The sequence below is a fragment of the Alkalicoccus daliensis genome, assembly GCF_900103955.1.
Lineage (GTDB): Bacteria > Bacillota > Bacilli > Bacillales > Salisediminibacteriaceae > Alkalicoccus > Alkalicoccus daliensis.
In genome coordinates this window covers 496,123-513,254 of record NZ_FNIL01000001.1, presented here as the reverse complement: position 1 = coordinate 513,254, position 17,132 = coordinate 496,123, and the positions used below count along the sequence as shown (strand labels likewise).

At 41.0% G+C, this 17,132-nt stretch carries 14 protein-coding genes and 1 riboswitch; of the genes, 6 read left to right on the top strand and 8 right to left on the bottom strand.

Features of this window, described 5'->3' with window-relative positions; genetic code table 11:
- Positions 1-10: 10 nt before the first annotated feature.
- Positions 11-829, top strand: a complete 819-nt coding sequence (locus BLP92_RS02535; RefSeq protein ID WP_090840267.1) for a cobalamin-binding protein — start codon at positions 11-13, stop codon at positions 827-829.
- A gap of 22 nt (positions 830-851) precedes the next feature.
- On the opposite strand, the gene BLP92_RS02530 is transcribed toward BLP92_RS02535, so the two are convergent.
- Entirely contained in the window at positions 852-1,247 is a 396-nt protein-coding gene (locus BLP92_RS02530) for a thiol-disulfide oxidoreductase DCC family protein (RefSeq protein ID WP_090840265.1), read from the bottom strand.
- A gap of 230 nt (positions 1,248-1,477) precedes the next feature.
- On the opposite strand from BLP92_RS02530, the gene BLP92_RS02525 reads away from it, so the two are divergent.
- Complete coding sequence (locus tag BLP92_RS02525; protein WP_425284397.1) at positions 1,478-2,194, top strand: site-specific integrase; 717 nt, start codon at positions 1,478-1,480, stop codon at positions 2,192-2,194.
- Here the strand turns inward: BLP92_RS02525 and BLP92_RS02520 are convergent.
- From BLP92_RS02520 to BLP92_RS02495, 6 genes are all read right to left on the bottom strand, one after another.
- Complete coding sequence (locus BLP92_RS02520) at positions 2,184-3,221, bottom strand: AbrB family transcriptional regulator (RefSeq protein WP_090840263.1); 1,038 nt, start codon at positions 3,219-3,221, stop codon at positions 2,184-2,186. The genes BLP92_RS02525 and BLP92_RS02520 overlap by 11 nt on opposite strands.
- Before the next feature lie 776 nt (positions 3,222-3,997).
- Positions 3,998-5,833, bottom strand: coding sequence for a translational GTPase TypA (typA, locus tag BLP92_RS02515; RefSeq protein ID WP_090840261.1), 1,836 nt, complete (start codon positions 5,831-5,833; stop codon positions 3,998-4,000).
- A gap of 74 nt (positions 5,834-5,907) precedes the next feature.
- Complete coding sequence (locus BLP92_RS02510; protein WP_090840259.1) at positions 5,908-7,185, bottom strand: glutamate-5-semialdehyde dehydrogenase; 1,278 nt, start codon at positions 7,183-7,185, stop codon at positions 5,908-5,910.
- A gap of 20 nt (positions 7,186-7,205) precedes the next feature.
- The gene (proB, locus tag BLP92_RS02505) at positions 7,206-8,288 is read right to left on the bottom strand and encodes a glutamate 5-kinase (protein ID WP_090840257.1); all 1,083 of its coding nucleotides are present in this window, start codon (positions 8,286-8,288) and stop codon (positions 7,206-7,208) included.
- A 427-nt stretch (positions 8,289-8,715) separates the two neighbouring features.
- A complete protein-coding gene (locus BLP92_RS02500; RefSeq protein WP_090840256.1) occupies positions 8,716-10,077 on the bottom strand; it encodes a PFL family protein in 1,362 nt (453 codons plus the stop codon).
- Between the two features lie 16 nt (positions 10,078-10,093).
- Entirely contained in the window at positions 10,094-10,369 is a 276-nt protein-coding gene (locus tag BLP92_RS02495; RefSeq protein WP_090840254.1) for an ACT domain-containing protein, read from the bottom strand.
- Between the two features lie 219 nt (positions 10,370-10,588).
- Positions 10,589-10,664: riboswitch (glycine riboswitch) on the bottom strand.
- Positions 10,665-10,815: 151 nt separating this feature from the next.
- On the opposite strand from BLP92_RS02495, the gene BLP92_RS02490 reads away from it, so the two are divergent.
- Positions 10,816-11,886 carry a serine hydrolase domain-containing protein gene (locus tag BLP92_RS02490; protein WP_090840253.1) on the top strand — a complete coding sequence of 357 codons (1,071 nt, stop codon included), beginning with the start codon at positions 10,816-10,818 and terminating at the stop codon, positions 11,884-11,886.
- A gap of 16 nt (positions 11,887-11,902) precedes the next feature.
- On the opposite strand, the gene BLP92_RS02485 is transcribed toward BLP92_RS02490, so the two are convergent.
- The gene (locus BLP92_RS02485) at positions 11,903-12,985 is read right to left on the bottom strand and encodes an acyltransferase family protein (protein ID WP_090840251.1); all 1,083 of its coding nucleotides are present in this window, start codon (positions 12,983-12,985) and stop codon (positions 11,903-11,905) included.
- A gap of 552 nt (positions 12,986-13,537) precedes the next feature.
- On the opposite strand from BLP92_RS02485, the gene BLP92_RS02480 reads away from it, so the two are divergent.
- From BLP92_RS02480 to BLP92_RS02470, 3 genes are read left to right on the top strand one after another with little or no spacing between them, the layout of a single operon-like run.
- On the top strand, positions 13,538-14,815 hold the full coding sequence (locus BLP92_RS02480) for an ammonium transporter (protein ID WP_090840249.1): 1,278 nt from the start codon (positions 13,538-13,540) through the stop codon (positions 14,813-14,815).
- A gap of 2 nt (positions 14,816-14,817) precedes the next feature.
- Positions 14,818-15,804, top strand: a complete 987-nt coding sequence (locus BLP92_RS02475; RefSeq protein ID WP_090840248.1) for a DUF294 nucleotidyltransferase-like domain-containing protein — start codon at positions 14,818-14,820, stop codon at positions 15,802-15,804.
- Positions 15,801-16,520, top strand: coding sequence for an exonuclease domain-containing protein (locus tag BLP92_RS02470; protein WP_175444152.1), 720 nt, complete (start codon positions 15,801-15,803; stop codon positions 16,518-16,520). Before BLP92_RS02475 ends, BLP92_RS02470 begins: the two co-directional genes overlap by 4 nt.
- Positions 16,521-17,132: the final 612 nt, after the last annotated feature.

The window sequence follows — 17,132 nt, the reverse complement described above, 5'->3', positions numbered from 1 at the left end:
GAGGATTAGGATGAGAATAATTTCGATTTGTCCCAGTAATACGGAGCTGTTAACTTACGCTGGATTAATAGATCAAGTGGTCGCAGTAGATGATTTTTCAGACTGGCCGGATGCCGTAAACCAGCTTCCAAGACTTGGACCTGACTTAAGAATTGACATGGATAAAGTGGAAGCTTTGCAGCCTGACTTAGTTTACGCCTCATTATCAGTACCTGGAATGGAAAAGAATATTGAAAAACTTGCGGAGCGAGGTATTCCATATACAGTGGTAGACAATCCTAAATCTCTTGGTCAAATCGGGGAAGTATTAAAAACAATCTGCAGTGAAGCAGGAAAAAGGGACCGTGGGATAGAACTGCAGGAGAGATTTAATCAATTTTTAGATCATTACAGAAACTTAAGTAAAAAAGTGAAAGAGCCGAAAACAGTTTATTGGGAGTGGTGGCCAAAGCCTATATTTACACCCGGTGCTACAAACTGGCTATCCGAAATGTCTGAGCTCTCCGGGGCTGTAAATGTATTTGCATCTGAAGATGTTTCAAGTGTTAAGACAGATTGGGAAGCTGTTATTCATAAAAATCCAGAAGTGATTTTTATCGCTTGGGTAGGGGTGCAGAAAGAAAAGGTAAATACAAAAGTGGTGCTGAAAAGATCCGGTGCTGAAAAGATGGAGGCTGTACTGAAAAAAGAGCTTTATATATTGGATGAGCCTTTTTACTGCAGGCCATCACCCAGGCTTCTGATCGGCCTTGCAGAGGCTGCCTATATTCTTCATCCGGAGATATTTCCAGCACCTACTCGAAAAGAAGATGAGATTCTGTATTTGTAGGTTCTTTTTAAAGTTAAATTGATCAGCTTAAAAAACGTGCCCTTTCTTCTTTTGTAGGAAGCCGGCACGTTTCTTTTTTACCAAAGAAACGATACCTGAATTTGGCTATCAGATCATACATTGCATCACGCAGCGGACGGGGAAAAAATTTGAAAATCTTTAATATTTTCAAAGGTCCTCCCAGCAGGGAGCAGATTTCGAGCACTGCATCAGATTTTACAAAAGCCCTGCCGTCAGCGCGTATAAGTACCACGCTCTCCACAGCAAGGGGCACCTTAAATTCCCGCAGCAGTTCTTCACCTTTGTTACTTTGTAAGGAAGCGAAGTTAAACTGATTTTTATTGTCGTTCTTCATTATGAAATTAACTGCAGAATTGCACAAGTTGCAAACTCCATCAAATAAAAGTATTTGTCTCATTATATTCACCTCTTTTTTCATATTCCCGCTGCATTCAGGGTATGAAACAACTTTTAATAATACAAATAACTCATTTAGTATTATTGATTAAAATGTTTAAGAGATAATATTCTGGGATTTAATAATACTAAATGATATTATAGTATTATTAATGCAGCTATAATAATATTTATCTATCAGGGGAATAATCCTCATATCTGCACGATTTTCAACATAAGGAGGATCCAGCAATGAAGTCGGAATCAGAATATATTAATTTAACTGACCGCCAATATAAGTCACTTGAGAGATTTTTAGGTGAAAAAGAATTAACAATAAGAATGAAGAGGCTGATTAATCTGAAGAAAGCAAATAAAAGACCTGTGCAGATGAAATCTGATTTTCAGGCACTTTCAGCAATGGGGGCTAGGCCGGTAGCGCCTATAAAAAATAAGGAAAAGATCGAAAAGATGAAGAAGGTTTTAGCAGCTTCATCTCAAAGAAATTATTTTTTATTTATTTTAGGATTAAACAGTGGACTGCGGGTCAGTGAGCTGCTCGAACTCCGCGTGAAAGACGTAAGAGGAAAGCGGAGCGTGGAACGGCTGGAAAGAAAAACAGGGAAAGTAAAATACTTCCCCCTTAATAAAGAAACTCGTGAAAATATAAATAATTATATCAGCGGGATGCTTGATACAGACTTTTTATTTACTTCCCGAAAAACGGGGAAGCCTCTTCACAGAGACAGAGCTTATAAAATACTGAAAGAAGCAGCGGAGGAAGCTGGGATTTCGGAATTCGGCACCCATACTTTAAGAAAGACTTTCGGCTACCACTTTTATCTTAAACATGAAGACGCCGCAATACTGCAAAAATTATTTAATCATTCTTCTGTAAGTGTCACCCTGAAATATATAGGGATCTCACAGGAAGAAATTGAAGCAGGACTGGAAGACTTCAGTCTCTAAACAATACTTTCTTTAGGAAAACTGGTACAAAAACAATTATAATAATAATTCTTATAAGCTGCAGTGAGGTGACAACGGCAGGATCTGCTCCAACGATAGAAGCAGTCAGCACCATCTCAATTAAACCACCGGGAGCTGCACTTAATAAAGCGGTTGTAAGATTCATATCCGTCCATACGTAAAGCAGCGTGCCCAGAGCAGCAGAAATCAAAATTAACAGTACAGTAAGCACTGCAAACAAACCGCTGTAAAGTCCTGCCTGCTTGATGTCTTTAAAATAGATGGTTCTGCCTAAAGATACACCAACTGCCAGCTGAGCGCCGTAAAATAATATATCCGGTACAGCAGGGAGCGCAGCAGGGCTGACCATTACCAAAATGGTTAACAGAAGGGGGATAATCATTATTCCGGCGGGCAGAAGGTTTCGGAATTTAAATCCAAGTCCTCCTATTAATATAAAAAGCAGGGAAGAAAGACTGAAAAAAGAAATTCCATCACCGCTCTGCATTAAAACTGCAGTACTGGTATAAGAATCTCTAAAAAGAAATGTCATTACATAAGGGACCGTAAAGAGCACAATTAATAATCGGACTGTCTGGAAAATTAAAACCTGGGAAGATTCAGCTTTCAGCTGTTCACTTGCTATCACCATTTCGGTCAACCCTCCGGGAATTGCACCAAAAATGGTCGTGGCGGGCTGTAACAGAGTTTTTTTAGCGATGAATAAAGCTAGAATTACACTTGAGCCTACCAGCACTATCGTAATTAGTATGTAGGGGATAAGATAAGTGCTTATCTGCTGCAGAGTATTCATGTGGAAGTATAATCCGAATGATATACCAAGGATAATCAAGCCCAGCTGTTTAAATGCAGGGTTCCAGGGAAGTGTCACTTTTCCAAGCTGCTGGACCAGCATGACGGCAGTAAGAGGACCGAGCATCCAGGCAAGGGGAAGGGAAAGAAGCTGGAAAATCAATCCGCCGGCAGCGGCAGTGATAATTGTTAATAAAGGATTTGCTCTGGCCATATAAGTTACTCCTTTAAATCAGTTTCATAAATGAATCTTCTTTTCCAGTGTAACGCATAATACTTCCTTGGTGGCAGGAAGAGTCAGATCAGTAAATCAAGAAAGATTAGCATTTCCGAATTTTATAGGTGATCCTGCCTGGACAAAATCTCCTTCCAACGATTATCGGAATTTACTATGAAAAACATTTAAAGGCTTCCTAACACACTGCGCGTGGTGGCTTTTCTAAAGAATGCGCGCCTCACAGGGCTGAGGGTACCGAAGCTGGTTATTATTTGATACATATAAGAGAAAAATACCTGAATTATAAAAAAGAGATTCCACCGCAGAAAGCTCAAATAGGAAGAGGTCTTGCTTGTCCTATGTTCAACTGCAGGGTAAGCCAAACAGCTTATTACACAAGTGCGCTCAATTATTATTGCTTAATCTGGATAAATGATTTGGAATAATTTTAGTAAAAAATAAAAAGAAGATAAAAATTATTTTTATGATTAGTAAACAAATTTTTAAAGCAGGTTCTAAAAAATAATAAGCAAATTATAACGATACGTTAATTTATAAAGAAAGGAGACAGGTATTAAAAAGAAAGAATGATATAAGCTGGAGAAATTGAATTCGATGTGGATGAAGGAGAGTTAAATAAACTTGTGAATGACATCGGTCCTTTATAATAAAAGTATAGAGACAGAGCATCCGGAAAGATAATCTCTATTATAAGAAGGGAGTGGTGCCTTTCATAAAAAATCCTCCAGGCGCTTAAAGCCTGGAGGGGATAATTATTTAGTTGCCAGTTTTTTTCTTTTTTCTTCCCGTTCGCGTGTTGATTTATCAAGAATCTTTTTACGCAGACGGATTGACTCAGGAGTTACTTCACAGTACTCATCGTCATTTAAATATTCAAGCGCTTCTTCAAGTGTAAGAATACGAGGGCGCTTCATCGTTACTGTTGCTTCTTTTGTAGCAGAACGGATATTAGTCTGAGCTTTGATTTTAGTGATGTTTACAGTTAAATCGTTCTCACGGTTGTGTTCACCAACAATCATGCCTTCATAAATATCAGTACCCACATCGACAAACAGTGTTCCGCGGTCCTCAAGTGCAAGCATACCGTAACCAGTGGATTTGGCAGTTTCCATGGAAACAAGTACTCCTTGACGGCGTCCGCCTACAAGGCCTGTAGCTCTTGGCTGGTAGCTGTCAAAGGTATGGTTAATAATTCCGTAACCCTTTGTCTGGGACATGAACTCAGTTGTATAACCGATTAGCCCGCGGGAGGGAAGAAGGAAGTCCAGGCGGACCTGTCCGTCACCTTTGTTAATCATGTTCTGCATTTCACCTTTTCGTTCCCCGAGGGATTCCATAACTGCACCTGTATATTCTTCAGGAACATCCACCTGTACACTTTCAAATGGCTCGCAGACTTTTCCATCGATCTCTTTTAAGATTACTTCCGGTTTGGATACCTGGAGTTCATAACCTTCCCGGCGGAGATTTTCAATTAATATAGATAGATGCAGTTCACCGCGTCCGGAAACTGTCCATGCGTCAGGAGAAGAAGTAGGCTCCACTCTTAAACTAACGTCCGTTTCCACTTGTGTCATTAAACGGGCTTCAATTTTTCTGCTCGTTACGTGCTTACCTTCGCGTCCTGCAAAAGGACTGTTGTTTACAACAAAAGTCATTTGAAGAGTCGGCTCATCAATTCGCACAAGTTCCATTTGTTCCGGATGCTCAGGAGGGCAGATAGTATCGCCTACCATAATATCTTCAATTCCGGAAAGTGCGATTAAATCACCAGCTTTTGCTTCTTTAATTTCTTCTTTCTTCAGACCGAAAAAGCCGAACATTTTCGTTATTCTAAAGTTTTTCTGCGTACCATCCCGTTTAATCAGGATTGCGCTGTCTCCAACTTTCATCGTCCCCCGGAAAACCCGGCCTACACCGATTCTTCCAAGATAATCATTATAATCAAGCATGGTTACCTGAAACTGAAATGGTTCAGAAGTGTTATCTTCCGGCGCCGGAACGCTTTCTACAACAGTTTTAAAGACATCTTCCATAGAATCATTTTGAGTCTCTGGATCCAGGCTGGAAGTTCCGTTAATAGCAGAAGCATATACTACAGGGAAATCTAATTGATCTTCATCCGCACCGAGTTCAATAAATAAATCAAGAACTTCGTCAATTACTTCTGTAGGACGCGCCATTGGGCGGTCAATTTTATTTACAACTACTACTGGAGTAAGCTTCTGTTCCAGCGCTTTTTTCAATACGAATCTTGTCTGCGGCATGCAGCCTTCAAAAGCATCTACAACAAGAAGTACTCCATCCACCATTTTAAGGATACGTTCTACCTCGCCACCGAAATCGGCGTGGCCGGGGGTATCCAGAATGTTGATGCGCTTTCCTTCATATTTTACAGCAGTATTTTTCGCAAGGATGGTAATACCTCTTTCTTTTTCAATATCATTGTTATCCATTGCGCGTTCTGCTACCTGTTCATGGCTTCCAAAAGTACCGGACTGTTTAAGCAATTCATCCACCAAAGTTGTTTTACCATGGTCAACGTGGGCAATAATTGCAATATTTCTAATATCGTTACGTACGCTCATTCGTTAAAACGCTCCTGTCTTGTGTTAGATTACATCTGTCCCATTATAGCACAGGTAGAAGGAAAAAGCACGTTTTACTTCTGGATATTTCCTGAAAGTGGAAGATTTCCTTTTGTCTGGCCGGTTCCGCTGACAAGATATTTTGTTGAAGTTAATGCCTGCAGTCCCATTGGGCCTCTTGCGTGAAGCTTTTGTGTACTGATTCCGACTTCTGCACCGAACCCAAATTCAAATCCGTCAGTAAATCTCGTAGAGGCATTATGGTATACAGTGCTTGCATCAACTTTTTTAAAGAAGATATCTTTTACTTTCGCGTCTTCTGTGATGACAGCTTCGGAATGCATCGTGCTGTACTGCTGAATATGTTCTATCGCTTCCTCTGCAGAAGCAACCACTTTAACTGCAAGATCGAGAGATAAATACTCTTTTTCCCAATCTGATTCGTCAGCTTTCTGAATTATATTGCTGTAGGCAGCAGCTTCAGAATCACCATGCAGCTGCACGCCGTGAAAAGAGAGATCGTCTAATAAGTCTGCAAAGTTAGCTTCTGCCCATTTTTTATGCAGAAGAATTGTTTCACAGGAGTTACATACAGAAGGGCGCTGTACTTTGGCATCTATAATAATTCTTCTAGCAAGCTCCGGGGCTGCGTGTTCATCAATGTAAATATGGCAGTTTCCGGCACCGGTTTCAATTACTGGGATTTGTGCTTCCCGTACCACTGTATCTATGAGGTCTTTTCCTCCTCGAGGGATTAAAACATCTATATATTGTTTTGCGGTAAACAGAGATTTTGTCAGTGTTCGGTCAGGACTTTCGATTAGTTGAACACTGTTACGCGGGAAGCCTGTTTTCTCCAGTGCTGTCTGCATAATTGAAACTAATACTTTATTTGATTCGATTGTGGAAGAACTTCCGCGGAGCAGAACTGCATTACCTGTCTTTAAAGCAAGGGAAGTAATGTCTACAGTGACGTTCGGCCTAGCTTCATAAATAACGCTTACGACGCCGAGAGGAACGATCGTTTCCCTTATGGTAAGTTCATTTGGGGGAGTGAATTTTTGTTTTACTTCTCCCAGGTGATCAGGTAATTCTGCTACATTTATGACTGCCTGTGAAATGTCTTCAAGCCGGGAGTGGTCCAAATGAAGTCTGTCAATCAACGCGGAACTTACTCCTTTTTCCCTGGATTTTTTCACATCTTTTTTATTTGCAGCCAAAATCTCTTCCACATTTTCTCTAAGCGCATCAGCAATACTTATTAATGCTTTTTTTCTGTCGCCTGCATCAAAATCTGATAGGGAATATGAAATTTCTTTCGCTGTCTTTGCTTTTTGAATAACCTCGTCCATGTAAATCATCCTCTCTGTACTTATTTCATGGGAACCCATTGGTCCCGGTGTATTACAATGGAACTTGCCGTACTCTCATTTTTTAATACACTTCTTAGTTTTTCTGCCGTCAGGTGTGCCTGTCCTTTTCCAATCAGGCTCCCTTGCTCATCATAGGCATCAATCACGTCCCCGGTAGAAAATTCACCGGAAACATCAGTCACTCCGACATGGAGCAAACTGCTTCCTTCATTCAGTATCGCATTCGAAGCTCCTTTATCAAGGACGATGCTCCCTTTGGATGAAGCGTGAAAAGCAATCCACTGCTTTTTCGTTTTCATTTGCCTGGAAGTATCTGGAACGATATAAGTGCCTTCCCCTGAAAATTCTGTTATCTTCAAAATTGATTCTGATTCCCGGAAGGTACTGATGTATACGGATGCTCCCATTTCCTGTGCAGCCTGCGCTGCTTTTAACTTTGCCCGCATACCTCCAGTGCCTACTGCAGTGGTAGTACCGTCGGTCTGTGAAAAAAGCTCCTCATCAATATTAGTGATTTTTTTATATTTTTTCGCCTCCGGGTAAAGAAGGGGATTTTTATTGTAAAGTCCATCTATATCCGTCATCAGCAGAAGCATGTCTGCATGCATTACGCCGCTGATGAGCGCAGAAAGCATATCATTATCTCCAAATGTAAGTTCCTCTACGGCGGTGGAGTCGTTTTCGTTAATGATGGGAATTATTCCTCTTTTTAATAATTCACTTAATGAAGAAGAAACATTTTTGTAATGTTCTGCATCCCTGAAATCATGTCTGGTTAAAAGAACCTGCGCAGGGATCAGTCCGTACTGGGTCAGCTGGAATCGGTACTGCTGCATTAAAAGTGTCTGGCCCACGGCCGCAGCTGCCTGTTTTGCTCTCACCGTTACGGGGCGGGAAGGGTAGCCCATTTCTTTAAAACCTGCGGCAACCGAGCCTGAAGATACAACGATTAAGTCGTGGCCTGCTTTTTTAAATTCTGCAAAAGCATGACAGAATTTCGCGAGTTTAAGAGGAGAGAGGGTCCCGTCTATGGAAGTAAGGGAGCTGCTTCCAATTTTAATAACAATTCTTTTTTTAGACATATATGCTCACCTCTCCTTCATAATTAATGTGTATGAATTGATTTTTTTGGTTACCTTATTTGTTATTTCCATCCTGCTTTTCTTAAATACATTCCTTCAATTAAAAAAAGCTCTTCATCCTTTTGTAAAGGACGAAGAGCTGTGCTCACCGCGGTACCACCTTTATTGACTCGTTAATCAAGCCCGGCTCAAATATTATTCAACTGCAGCTTGCAGCAGAAGCAGGTTCACAGCATCACCTCAGATATCCGATTTCAGCTGAGACGGATACTCTCTGGCAGGGGAGCGGCAGTTACTAATCATCTGCGAATTTAATAACTATTATTCAAAAAAATCTGATTATTGTCAAGTGCTAATAAGAGAAAACTGTAAAGTTGAATTTGAAAAATACCTGCGGCGCAGCCAGAGGCAGTTAATTAAAAGAGATCTAGTTAATTAATGCCTGAAGCGGTGCTGGAATTCTGCCGCCTCTGTTGACGAATTTATCGGAAGAAAAAGGATTTAAATCGATAACGGGGGCTCTCCCAAGAAGTCCACCGAATTCCACCATTTCTCCTTCTTTTTTCCCTGCTACAGGAATGACTCTTACTGCAGTAGTTTTCTTGTTAATCATGCCAATCGCCATTTCGTCCGCTATAAGTCCGGAGATGGAAGCAGCGGAGCTGTTCCCATTGATAGCAATCATATCCAGGCCGACTGAGCAAACGCAAGTCATTGCTTCCAGTTTTGAAAGCGTCAGTGATTTATCTTCTATGCCTTTAATCATTCCATTATCTTCGGATACAGGAATAAAAGCGCCTGAAAGACCGCCGACGTAGGAACTTGCCATTGCACCGCCTTTTTTTACAGCGTCATTCATAAGTGCGAGAGCTGCAATCGTTCCGTGCGTACCTACTCTTTCCAGGCCTATTTCTTCCAGAATTTCCGCTACAGAGTCATTTAATGCATTGGTTGGTGCTAAAGAAAGATCCATAATACCGAAAGGCACTTTGAGTCTCTCTGCCACTTCACGGCCGACGACTTCACCGGCACGGGTAATTTTAAAGGCAGTTCGTTTGATAATATCCGATACTTCACCAAGATCTGCTTCAGGATATCTTCGCAGCGCGTGCAGAACTACGCCTGGTCCGCTGACTCCGACATTGAGGACAACTTCCTGTTCTCCTGCACCATGAAATGCGCCGGCCATGAAGGGGTTATCTTCCGCAGGGTTACAGAATACTACGAATTTTGCACAGGCAATACCATTTTGGGAAGCCGTTAATTCGGACGCCTTTTTAATAATTTCCCCCAGCTGCTTGACGCCATCCATGTTAATCCCGGTTTTTGTAGTGGCCGCTGAAACAGATCCGCATACGCGCTCCGTCTGACTGAGTGCTTCAGGTAAAGCATCCAGCAGTACTTTGTCTCCCTTGGTAACACCCTTATGAATTAAAGCAGAAAAACCGCCGATAAAATCTACATTAATATCAGCTGCAGCTTTATCCAGAGTTTTTGCCAGCGCTATAGCATCTTCTTTCGTGGAATTTCCCAGAAGTTCTGCAACAGGCGTGATAGAGATACGCTTATTAACAATCGGAATACCATACTCCGTTGCTACTTTATCAGCTGTTGTAGTAAGAGCTGCTCCATAAGAGGTGATCTTTTCATAAACAAGAGATCGCATATTTTCCTGATCGCGGTCAATACAGTCCCGGAGGCTGATTCCCATCGTAACAGTTCTTATATCTAATTTTTCCATTTGGATCATCCGGATCGTTTCCTGAATTTCCTGAAATGCTATTGTCATATTCCGTGTCACTCCTTTAAATTCGGTGCATTGACTGGAAGATCTCTTCCCGCTGCATATCTATTTTTAAGCCCATTTCATTTCTTACCGGATCAAGTGCGGCGTGCAGTTCTTCCAGAGATTCTTTATCTTTAATTTCTATAAGCATCATCATTGTAAAAAAGTCCTGGAGAATTGTCTGAGAAATATCAAGAACGTTCACATTATTATCTGCAAGAACCGCTGTAACTTTTGCGATTATACCGACCTGGTCTTTTCCTACGACACTTAAAACTGCTCGATTATTCGGCATTCTAATTCCTTCTTTCCTAAATAGATTATAAAACTAACTGCTGGTAAAGGCGCTTCTCTAACTGCCTATTTAATTACCTGTAAACATGGCTCTGTTATTGTATTGTGTGCTTAAACAGGTTTCATCAAGAACTAAAAGCGCAGTAAATCCTAAAAAAACACAAAAAAATAGATTGGCTGCTATACCAATCTCTACACATAAAAAATAAGACAGTGACGTCTTATTCCTTCTGTACATTTGCCTGAGATTGTGAACCCTTCGGCGCTGCAGATGCAGTCTCTCCAGAAGATGCTCCCGCTGTAGTGACCCCACAGTTTTCATCGCAGCTTTTTCAGTTGTGAAAACAATTTATCAGCTTTCTGCTGGTTAGTCAAGAGAATGCTCTGGCTTCACGGGTAGGCATCTGTTATATTTATCTTAGCAGAGTCAGTAGAGGATGATCGGTTTTGTTTAACAAATTGATAGCGGGGTTAATAATTGTCATCTTAAGTCTGGTGGGATTATTTATGTATATATATTATTCTTTAGAAGCCGCTGAAGAGACATCCTGGGCACAGCATAATTCAGCAGAGGAAGCAGGATTTAACCCGGAAGCATTAGAACAAGCGCGCACTTACTATGAATCAATTAATTCTACTGCTGTAATTGTAATTTCTGAAGGGAAGGTGCTGCTGAGCTGGGGGGATGTTTCAAAAAATACCAATGCCCATTCAGTGCGCAAGAGCTTTCTATCTGCACTATACGGGATGGAATTTAATAATGGAACTTTTCGAATGTTTGATTCACTTGCAGATCATGAAATAGAGGACCAGACGCCACTCACAACAATTGAAAAACAAGCTACGATTTCTAATCTGATGACATCTACTTCAGGAGTATATCTTCCGGCAGGGGAAGAGTCCTGGGGGATGAGAATGGCAAGGCCGAGCCGGGGAAGTTATCTGCCTGGAGAATACTATTATTATAATAACTGGGATTTCAATGTATTAGGAACAATTTATAATCAGCAGTTTGAGGAAGATTTGTTTTCACATTTTAAAACCAGAATAGCAGAACCGCTTGGGATGGAAGATTTCGAGTTGGGGAATACCAATTATAAATATGAAAACCGGAGATCCCGGCATCCTTCGTATCTTTTTCGGATGTCTGCAAGAGATATGGCGAGATTTGGCCAGTTATACCTTCAAAAAGGGCAGTGGGAAGGAAAGCAGCTTATTCCTGAGGAATGGGTGGAGCGGAGTACCAGTCCGCAGGTAGAAGTTCCTTCCAACAGTATATTTGACTATGGTTATTTATGGTGGGTGGCAACAGAGCCGCCATACAGTGAGTTAAATATGTATTCCGCTGTGGGGAGATACGGACAGTCCATTGATATTATCCCGGAACTGGATCTGGTATTTGTCCACAGAGTGGATTCCAACAGATTATCTTTCCAGCTTAATAGAAATTCAGTCAATGACTTGCAGCGGCTTCAGCTGCTCCAGCTGATAATTGATGCAAAACGAAGAGAAGATTAAAAACCAGCTTCGCAGATTATTTCACATTCTGCGAAGCTGGTTTTTTTGCCGGCTGAAAAGGAACACCTACCTGCCCGATGATCAGGTATCCATATTTCCACTTATTGACGATTATTATTGTGCCAATGCTCGCAAACAAACTGAAAAAGAATAAAACAATAATGTACATGAAACCTATTGATACTGGCTGTAACTGAAACATTGCATCCAGAAAGAATATATAAATATAGTGAAGAAGATAAATCCCAAACGAGTATCTGCTGATCAGCTCAAGAAAGGGAGGAAGGTGTTTCAATCTGGAAGTAAGGTAAAACAGAAAAAAGCTGCACATAATAGTATGTACCAGAATGTCTGTTCTTTTAGAACTGTGAACTGTTAGGAAACCTGAATGATAAAAAGTAAGCATTAACATACTGGTGATTACGGGACCGATAATTATAATATAGCGGTATTTGTAAATTAATTTGGAAAACATCTCATAATAAGTACCGGCATAGTAACCTACAGCAAAATAAAATACCCACCCCAGCATCGGCACCCAGTAAAAACGTTCCCAAATATAGGTACCATACGGAAGGTTTTCCGGCGGGAGTGTAAAGTTAAAGAACATTAAGTACCCTGCATTGATAATAAAAGCAATAGTAAGTACGAGCTGAGGTTTCCATCGTTTTAAATAAGAATGGAATAAGTAATGGAATAAATAAAATTGAAAAATAATTAAAATAAAATAACCATGATAATCTCCTATAAAAATGTTAAGCGCTATTTTTGTAAAACCCTGTTCCATCCCCTGGAAAAAGAAAGGTAAAGCGTATAAGATTCCCATCACAAAGAAAGGAATAAGAATATATCTTAATCTTTTCTTTAAAAAATAATCTGGCAGAGGCCGGGTGCGGTAGGAATAGGCAATTAAAAACTCAGAAATAAATATGAACATGGGAGTTCCGTAATATAAGATCATTTGAATAGAATCAAAAAAAATAGCGGCAAGTTCTCCCATTTCACGAATTGTCATCGTTTCTATTCCTATATGAATGCTGTGCAAAAGCACGATGCTTAGACAGCCTATGCTCCGGAGTATGAATATTTCTTTGATCATAAGCTTCTGTCCCTTCTAAAAATGAAAAATTTCACCCTTAAACATATCATATATTTCCAGCTGAGAGTAGGGAATCACAGGATAAACTATACTTGTTTTCAAAGCTTCGAAGACCGCAATTCTATATTTCTCCTAAATTAAGCTACTAATATAGAAGAATTCCGCTGACTGCAGCAATAGTTGATTGCCGGAGAAAGAGATCTTCACGGTATGCAGTCCCGCTGTTCCACCGGTAAAAGACAATATATTGAATTGGAGCATTCCTTCAGACTCACATCACCAATACGTGCGATTAATAGGAGAACTGCCGAAAGAAAATGATTTTATTATTATAAATAATAGAAAAAGAAATATTTTAATAGGAAATAAATGAATTCGTTTTCATCGCTGTCCCCACTTCGATAGAAGATTTTCTGAGGCTTACGCTCTACTAAATACCGTGTCAAATAATCTGACAATTTTATTGTGTCAGAAAATTCAGCCGGTATACTAAAGGACATAGCAGTTGGCAAATAAGCTGACAGCAAAAAAAATCAAGGAGCGTGAAGCACGATGGATGAAATGTTCTTAATGAACAATGTATGGATTATGATATCTTTTGTATTAGTGCTATTAATGCAGGGGGGATTCATTCTCCTTGAAGCGGGTTCGACTCGAATGAAAAACGCAGGACATATTGCAGGTAAAACAATTTTCACGGTAGGAATCGCATCACTCGTTTTCTGGGCAGTAGGATGGGGCTTTATATACGGAGAAGGAAATGCTTTTATCGGACTTTCTGATTTCTTCTACGGTGACCTAACTTCTACAGACGGCGGCCTGATGGGAACAACAAGCTTTGTCTTTCAATTAGCATTTGCTGCCATTGCACTTACAATTGCTTTTGGCGGTTTTGCAGAAAGAGCGAAATTATCTGTTTATATTATCTTTGCAGTAGCTTTCTCAGCATTTATCTATCCGGTTATCGCACACTGGATCTGGGGGGGCGGATGGTTATCCGACCTTGGTAAACAGGACTTTGCAGGTTCTACAGTAGTTCACTTGACTGGTGCGGCTGCAGCATTGGCAGCTACTATCATTTTAAAACCGCGAATTGGTAAATTCAATAAAGACGGTACTTCCAACGATATCGCTGGTCACAACCAGGTATACACTGCTTTAGGGGTATTGCTTCTATGGGTAGGGTGGTTCGGTTTTAACGGTGGTTCTACACTGGAAGTAGATGGAGCATTTTTCGGGTATGTTGCTCTGACTACGCAGCTTGCAGCAGCCGCCGGTGCAGTAGCAGCTATGATCATTGTTTCTGCTATGACTGGTAAAAATGATATTCCTACGATGCTGAACGGTGCGCTGGCGGGTCTTGTAGCAATCACAGCGTCGACAGCTTTTGTTGCTCCATGGGCAGCGGTAGTTATCGGGCTGGTTGCAGGATTTATTGTTCACTTCAGTATGGTATTCTTTGAAAGAAGCAAAATTGATGACCCTATTTTCGCTTTATCTGTTCACGGTGTAGCAGGTGTATGGGGTACACTTTCCACAGGGTTCTTTGCAACCACTGAACTTGCGGAAATGAACGGCGGACAGGCTGGACTGTTTTACGGCGGTGGATTCTCACAGCTTGGCGTACAGCTGATCAGTGTATTAGCCTGCGGTATTTACGCTTTCCTAGTAGCATTTATTATTCTGAAAGTACTCGACAAAGCGCTGGGCGGACTTCGTGTTTCTGAAGAAGAAGAGCTTATCGGTCTTGATATGAGTGAACACGGAAGCTACGGCTACCCGGAAAACATGCCGGAAGAAAATAAAAAATCAGAAAAAACGGGTGCTTAATTATGATTGAAAAAACAATAGAAAATATCACATCATTTGCGGATCTAGCTGCATGGCGGCGCGAAAACATGAATGAAGCTGCAAACTCCTACAAAGAGTTAAACGAACTTCATGATGCGTTGATGTCTTCTATTGTACAGCTCTCGATTCAACAAATAGAAGCCGAGCAGGGAAATCTTCCTGCTCGGTTTAGCTTCTTTATCATGGGAAGCGCCGGAAGAAAAGAGCAGGCAATATGGAGTGATCAGGACCACGCAATTGTGCATGAAGGCAATGCAGACGATGACATTATTTTTCGTGGACTGGGAAAGGAAATTGTCAAAGGAATGGAAATATGCGGATATGAGCCCTGCGAAGGAAAAGTAATGGCGGAGGAACCACGATGGTGTAAATCAAAGTCAGCCATGGAAGAGCAGGTGAAAGGATGGCTTGAGGAAGCGGAATGGGAAGATATCCGGCATACCCTGATACTGTTTGATTCCAGAACCTTATACGGAAGTAAGGAAAGCAATCAAAATTTGAAGGAAGTTATGTTTAACTATGCGAGATTTCGCGAATCTATCCGGTTAAAAGTAGTAGAAAATACAATATTCAGACAGCGTCGGAGGAATATTTTCGGACAGATTTTAACAGACAAACAGGGTTTCATTAATTTTAAAACTGCAGTACTTTTCCCATATGTAAATGCTGCAAGAATCGCTGCACTGATTGAAGGGCTTCAAATTACGGAAACAGAAGAAAGAATGAAAAAGCTGAACAATGTTTTTCCACAGATGGATCATTTTCACGCTTCATTTGCAGAAGCTTTAGCATTCAGGCATGAAAAAACAAAACATATCACCTCCTACGAGTACGTACATCATTTAAAATTAGATGATTTAACGACAGAAGAAAAGAATATGATTAAAAGATGGATGAAGGACGGAAAAGAAATGCTGGACCAGGTTCAGTCTTATTACCTGAAGAAAGAAAGGAAGAAGAAGGTATGAATGTAGTCGATCGCTGGAAGAGGCAGCTCGGTGCTTTGACTGGCAGAGCAGCTTATGATGCGAAAGGCAGCCGGGATGCGGCAGCTGTTGCTTATGCAAGAAGGATGCAGCGGTCCCAAAAAGAGCGGGACCATTTGACACTTCCCTTTCATCAGCTCCCGGTCGTAGTATTTGATATTGAAACAACAGGTTTTTCTCCACGAAAAGGGGATACCATTCTTTCTATAGGCGCTGTGAAGCTTTCCGGAGAAAAAAAAGAAGAATTTTACTCTCTGCTGTATTCTGAGAATGATCCGCCGCTTGTAGTAAAAGAATTAACGGGGATTTCAAGGGAGGAACTGATCGAAGCGCCTGCAGCAGAAAATGTTCTGACTGATTTTCTGTCTTTTATTCAAGGGCATACCCTCGTGGCACACCATGCGAGTCATGAAAAAGCATTTATGAACCACTCATTGTGGAGTCTGTTCAGAACAAGATTCGATTACCGGCTGCTGGATACGACATTTCTAACCAGGTTAATCCCGTCCATGCAGCATATGCAGGCTTTGGATGACTGCTGTAATTTTCTGAACATTGCGCTGGAGGAGAGGCATCACGCACTTGCGGATGCACGTATTACCAGCGAGCTTTGGCTGAAGTGTGTCGGACTGCTGGAACAGCAGGGATACGTAAACCTGAAGGATATATATGCGGAGCTGGCGAAGCAGCGGCATTAATTCTGCTTTCTGCAATAGGAATAGTTAGCTATAGTATATGATAATTTACAGCTGTTTTTGATTTTCTACTGAAAACATCCTTTGAAAAGCAGAGGATGTTTCTTTTTTTAGATCTGTAAATGATTATAGAAAACTTCGCTGTCATTGACCGGCCGTGACTGCACTCCTCTGCTTCCTCACTTTGCTGCGGGAGCTTCCCAGTTCGTTCTTTCAGAGACTGTGTGCGTTTGCACCACCGAAAGCATTGCCGCAGCCGGCCAAATGATCTTAAAGTCCTCTTCTCGGTCTTTCTAATGATGACTGCTGGTCGAGCGGAGCAATACTCACTCTCTGAACAGGCGTCCGCCGGTTTTCGTTCCATTCTTTTGTAAACAAAAGTAAAAGATTGTTTCTGTTACAAGCTATTCTGTCAACAAACCGATGATCAGGCTTTTTTTAGTTGAAAAATCTGCCTGTAAATATAGATGGATATTTCTCTTCTTATTCTCCGGTAAACTTTTCCGGAGTGGGTATTCTTAATTACAATCGCTTATTTTCAGGCTTTAATATGTTAAGAGTTCTGATTTATAACGGCTGCGGTGAGCTGCACGAGAAAGAGAACGCTTACATAAA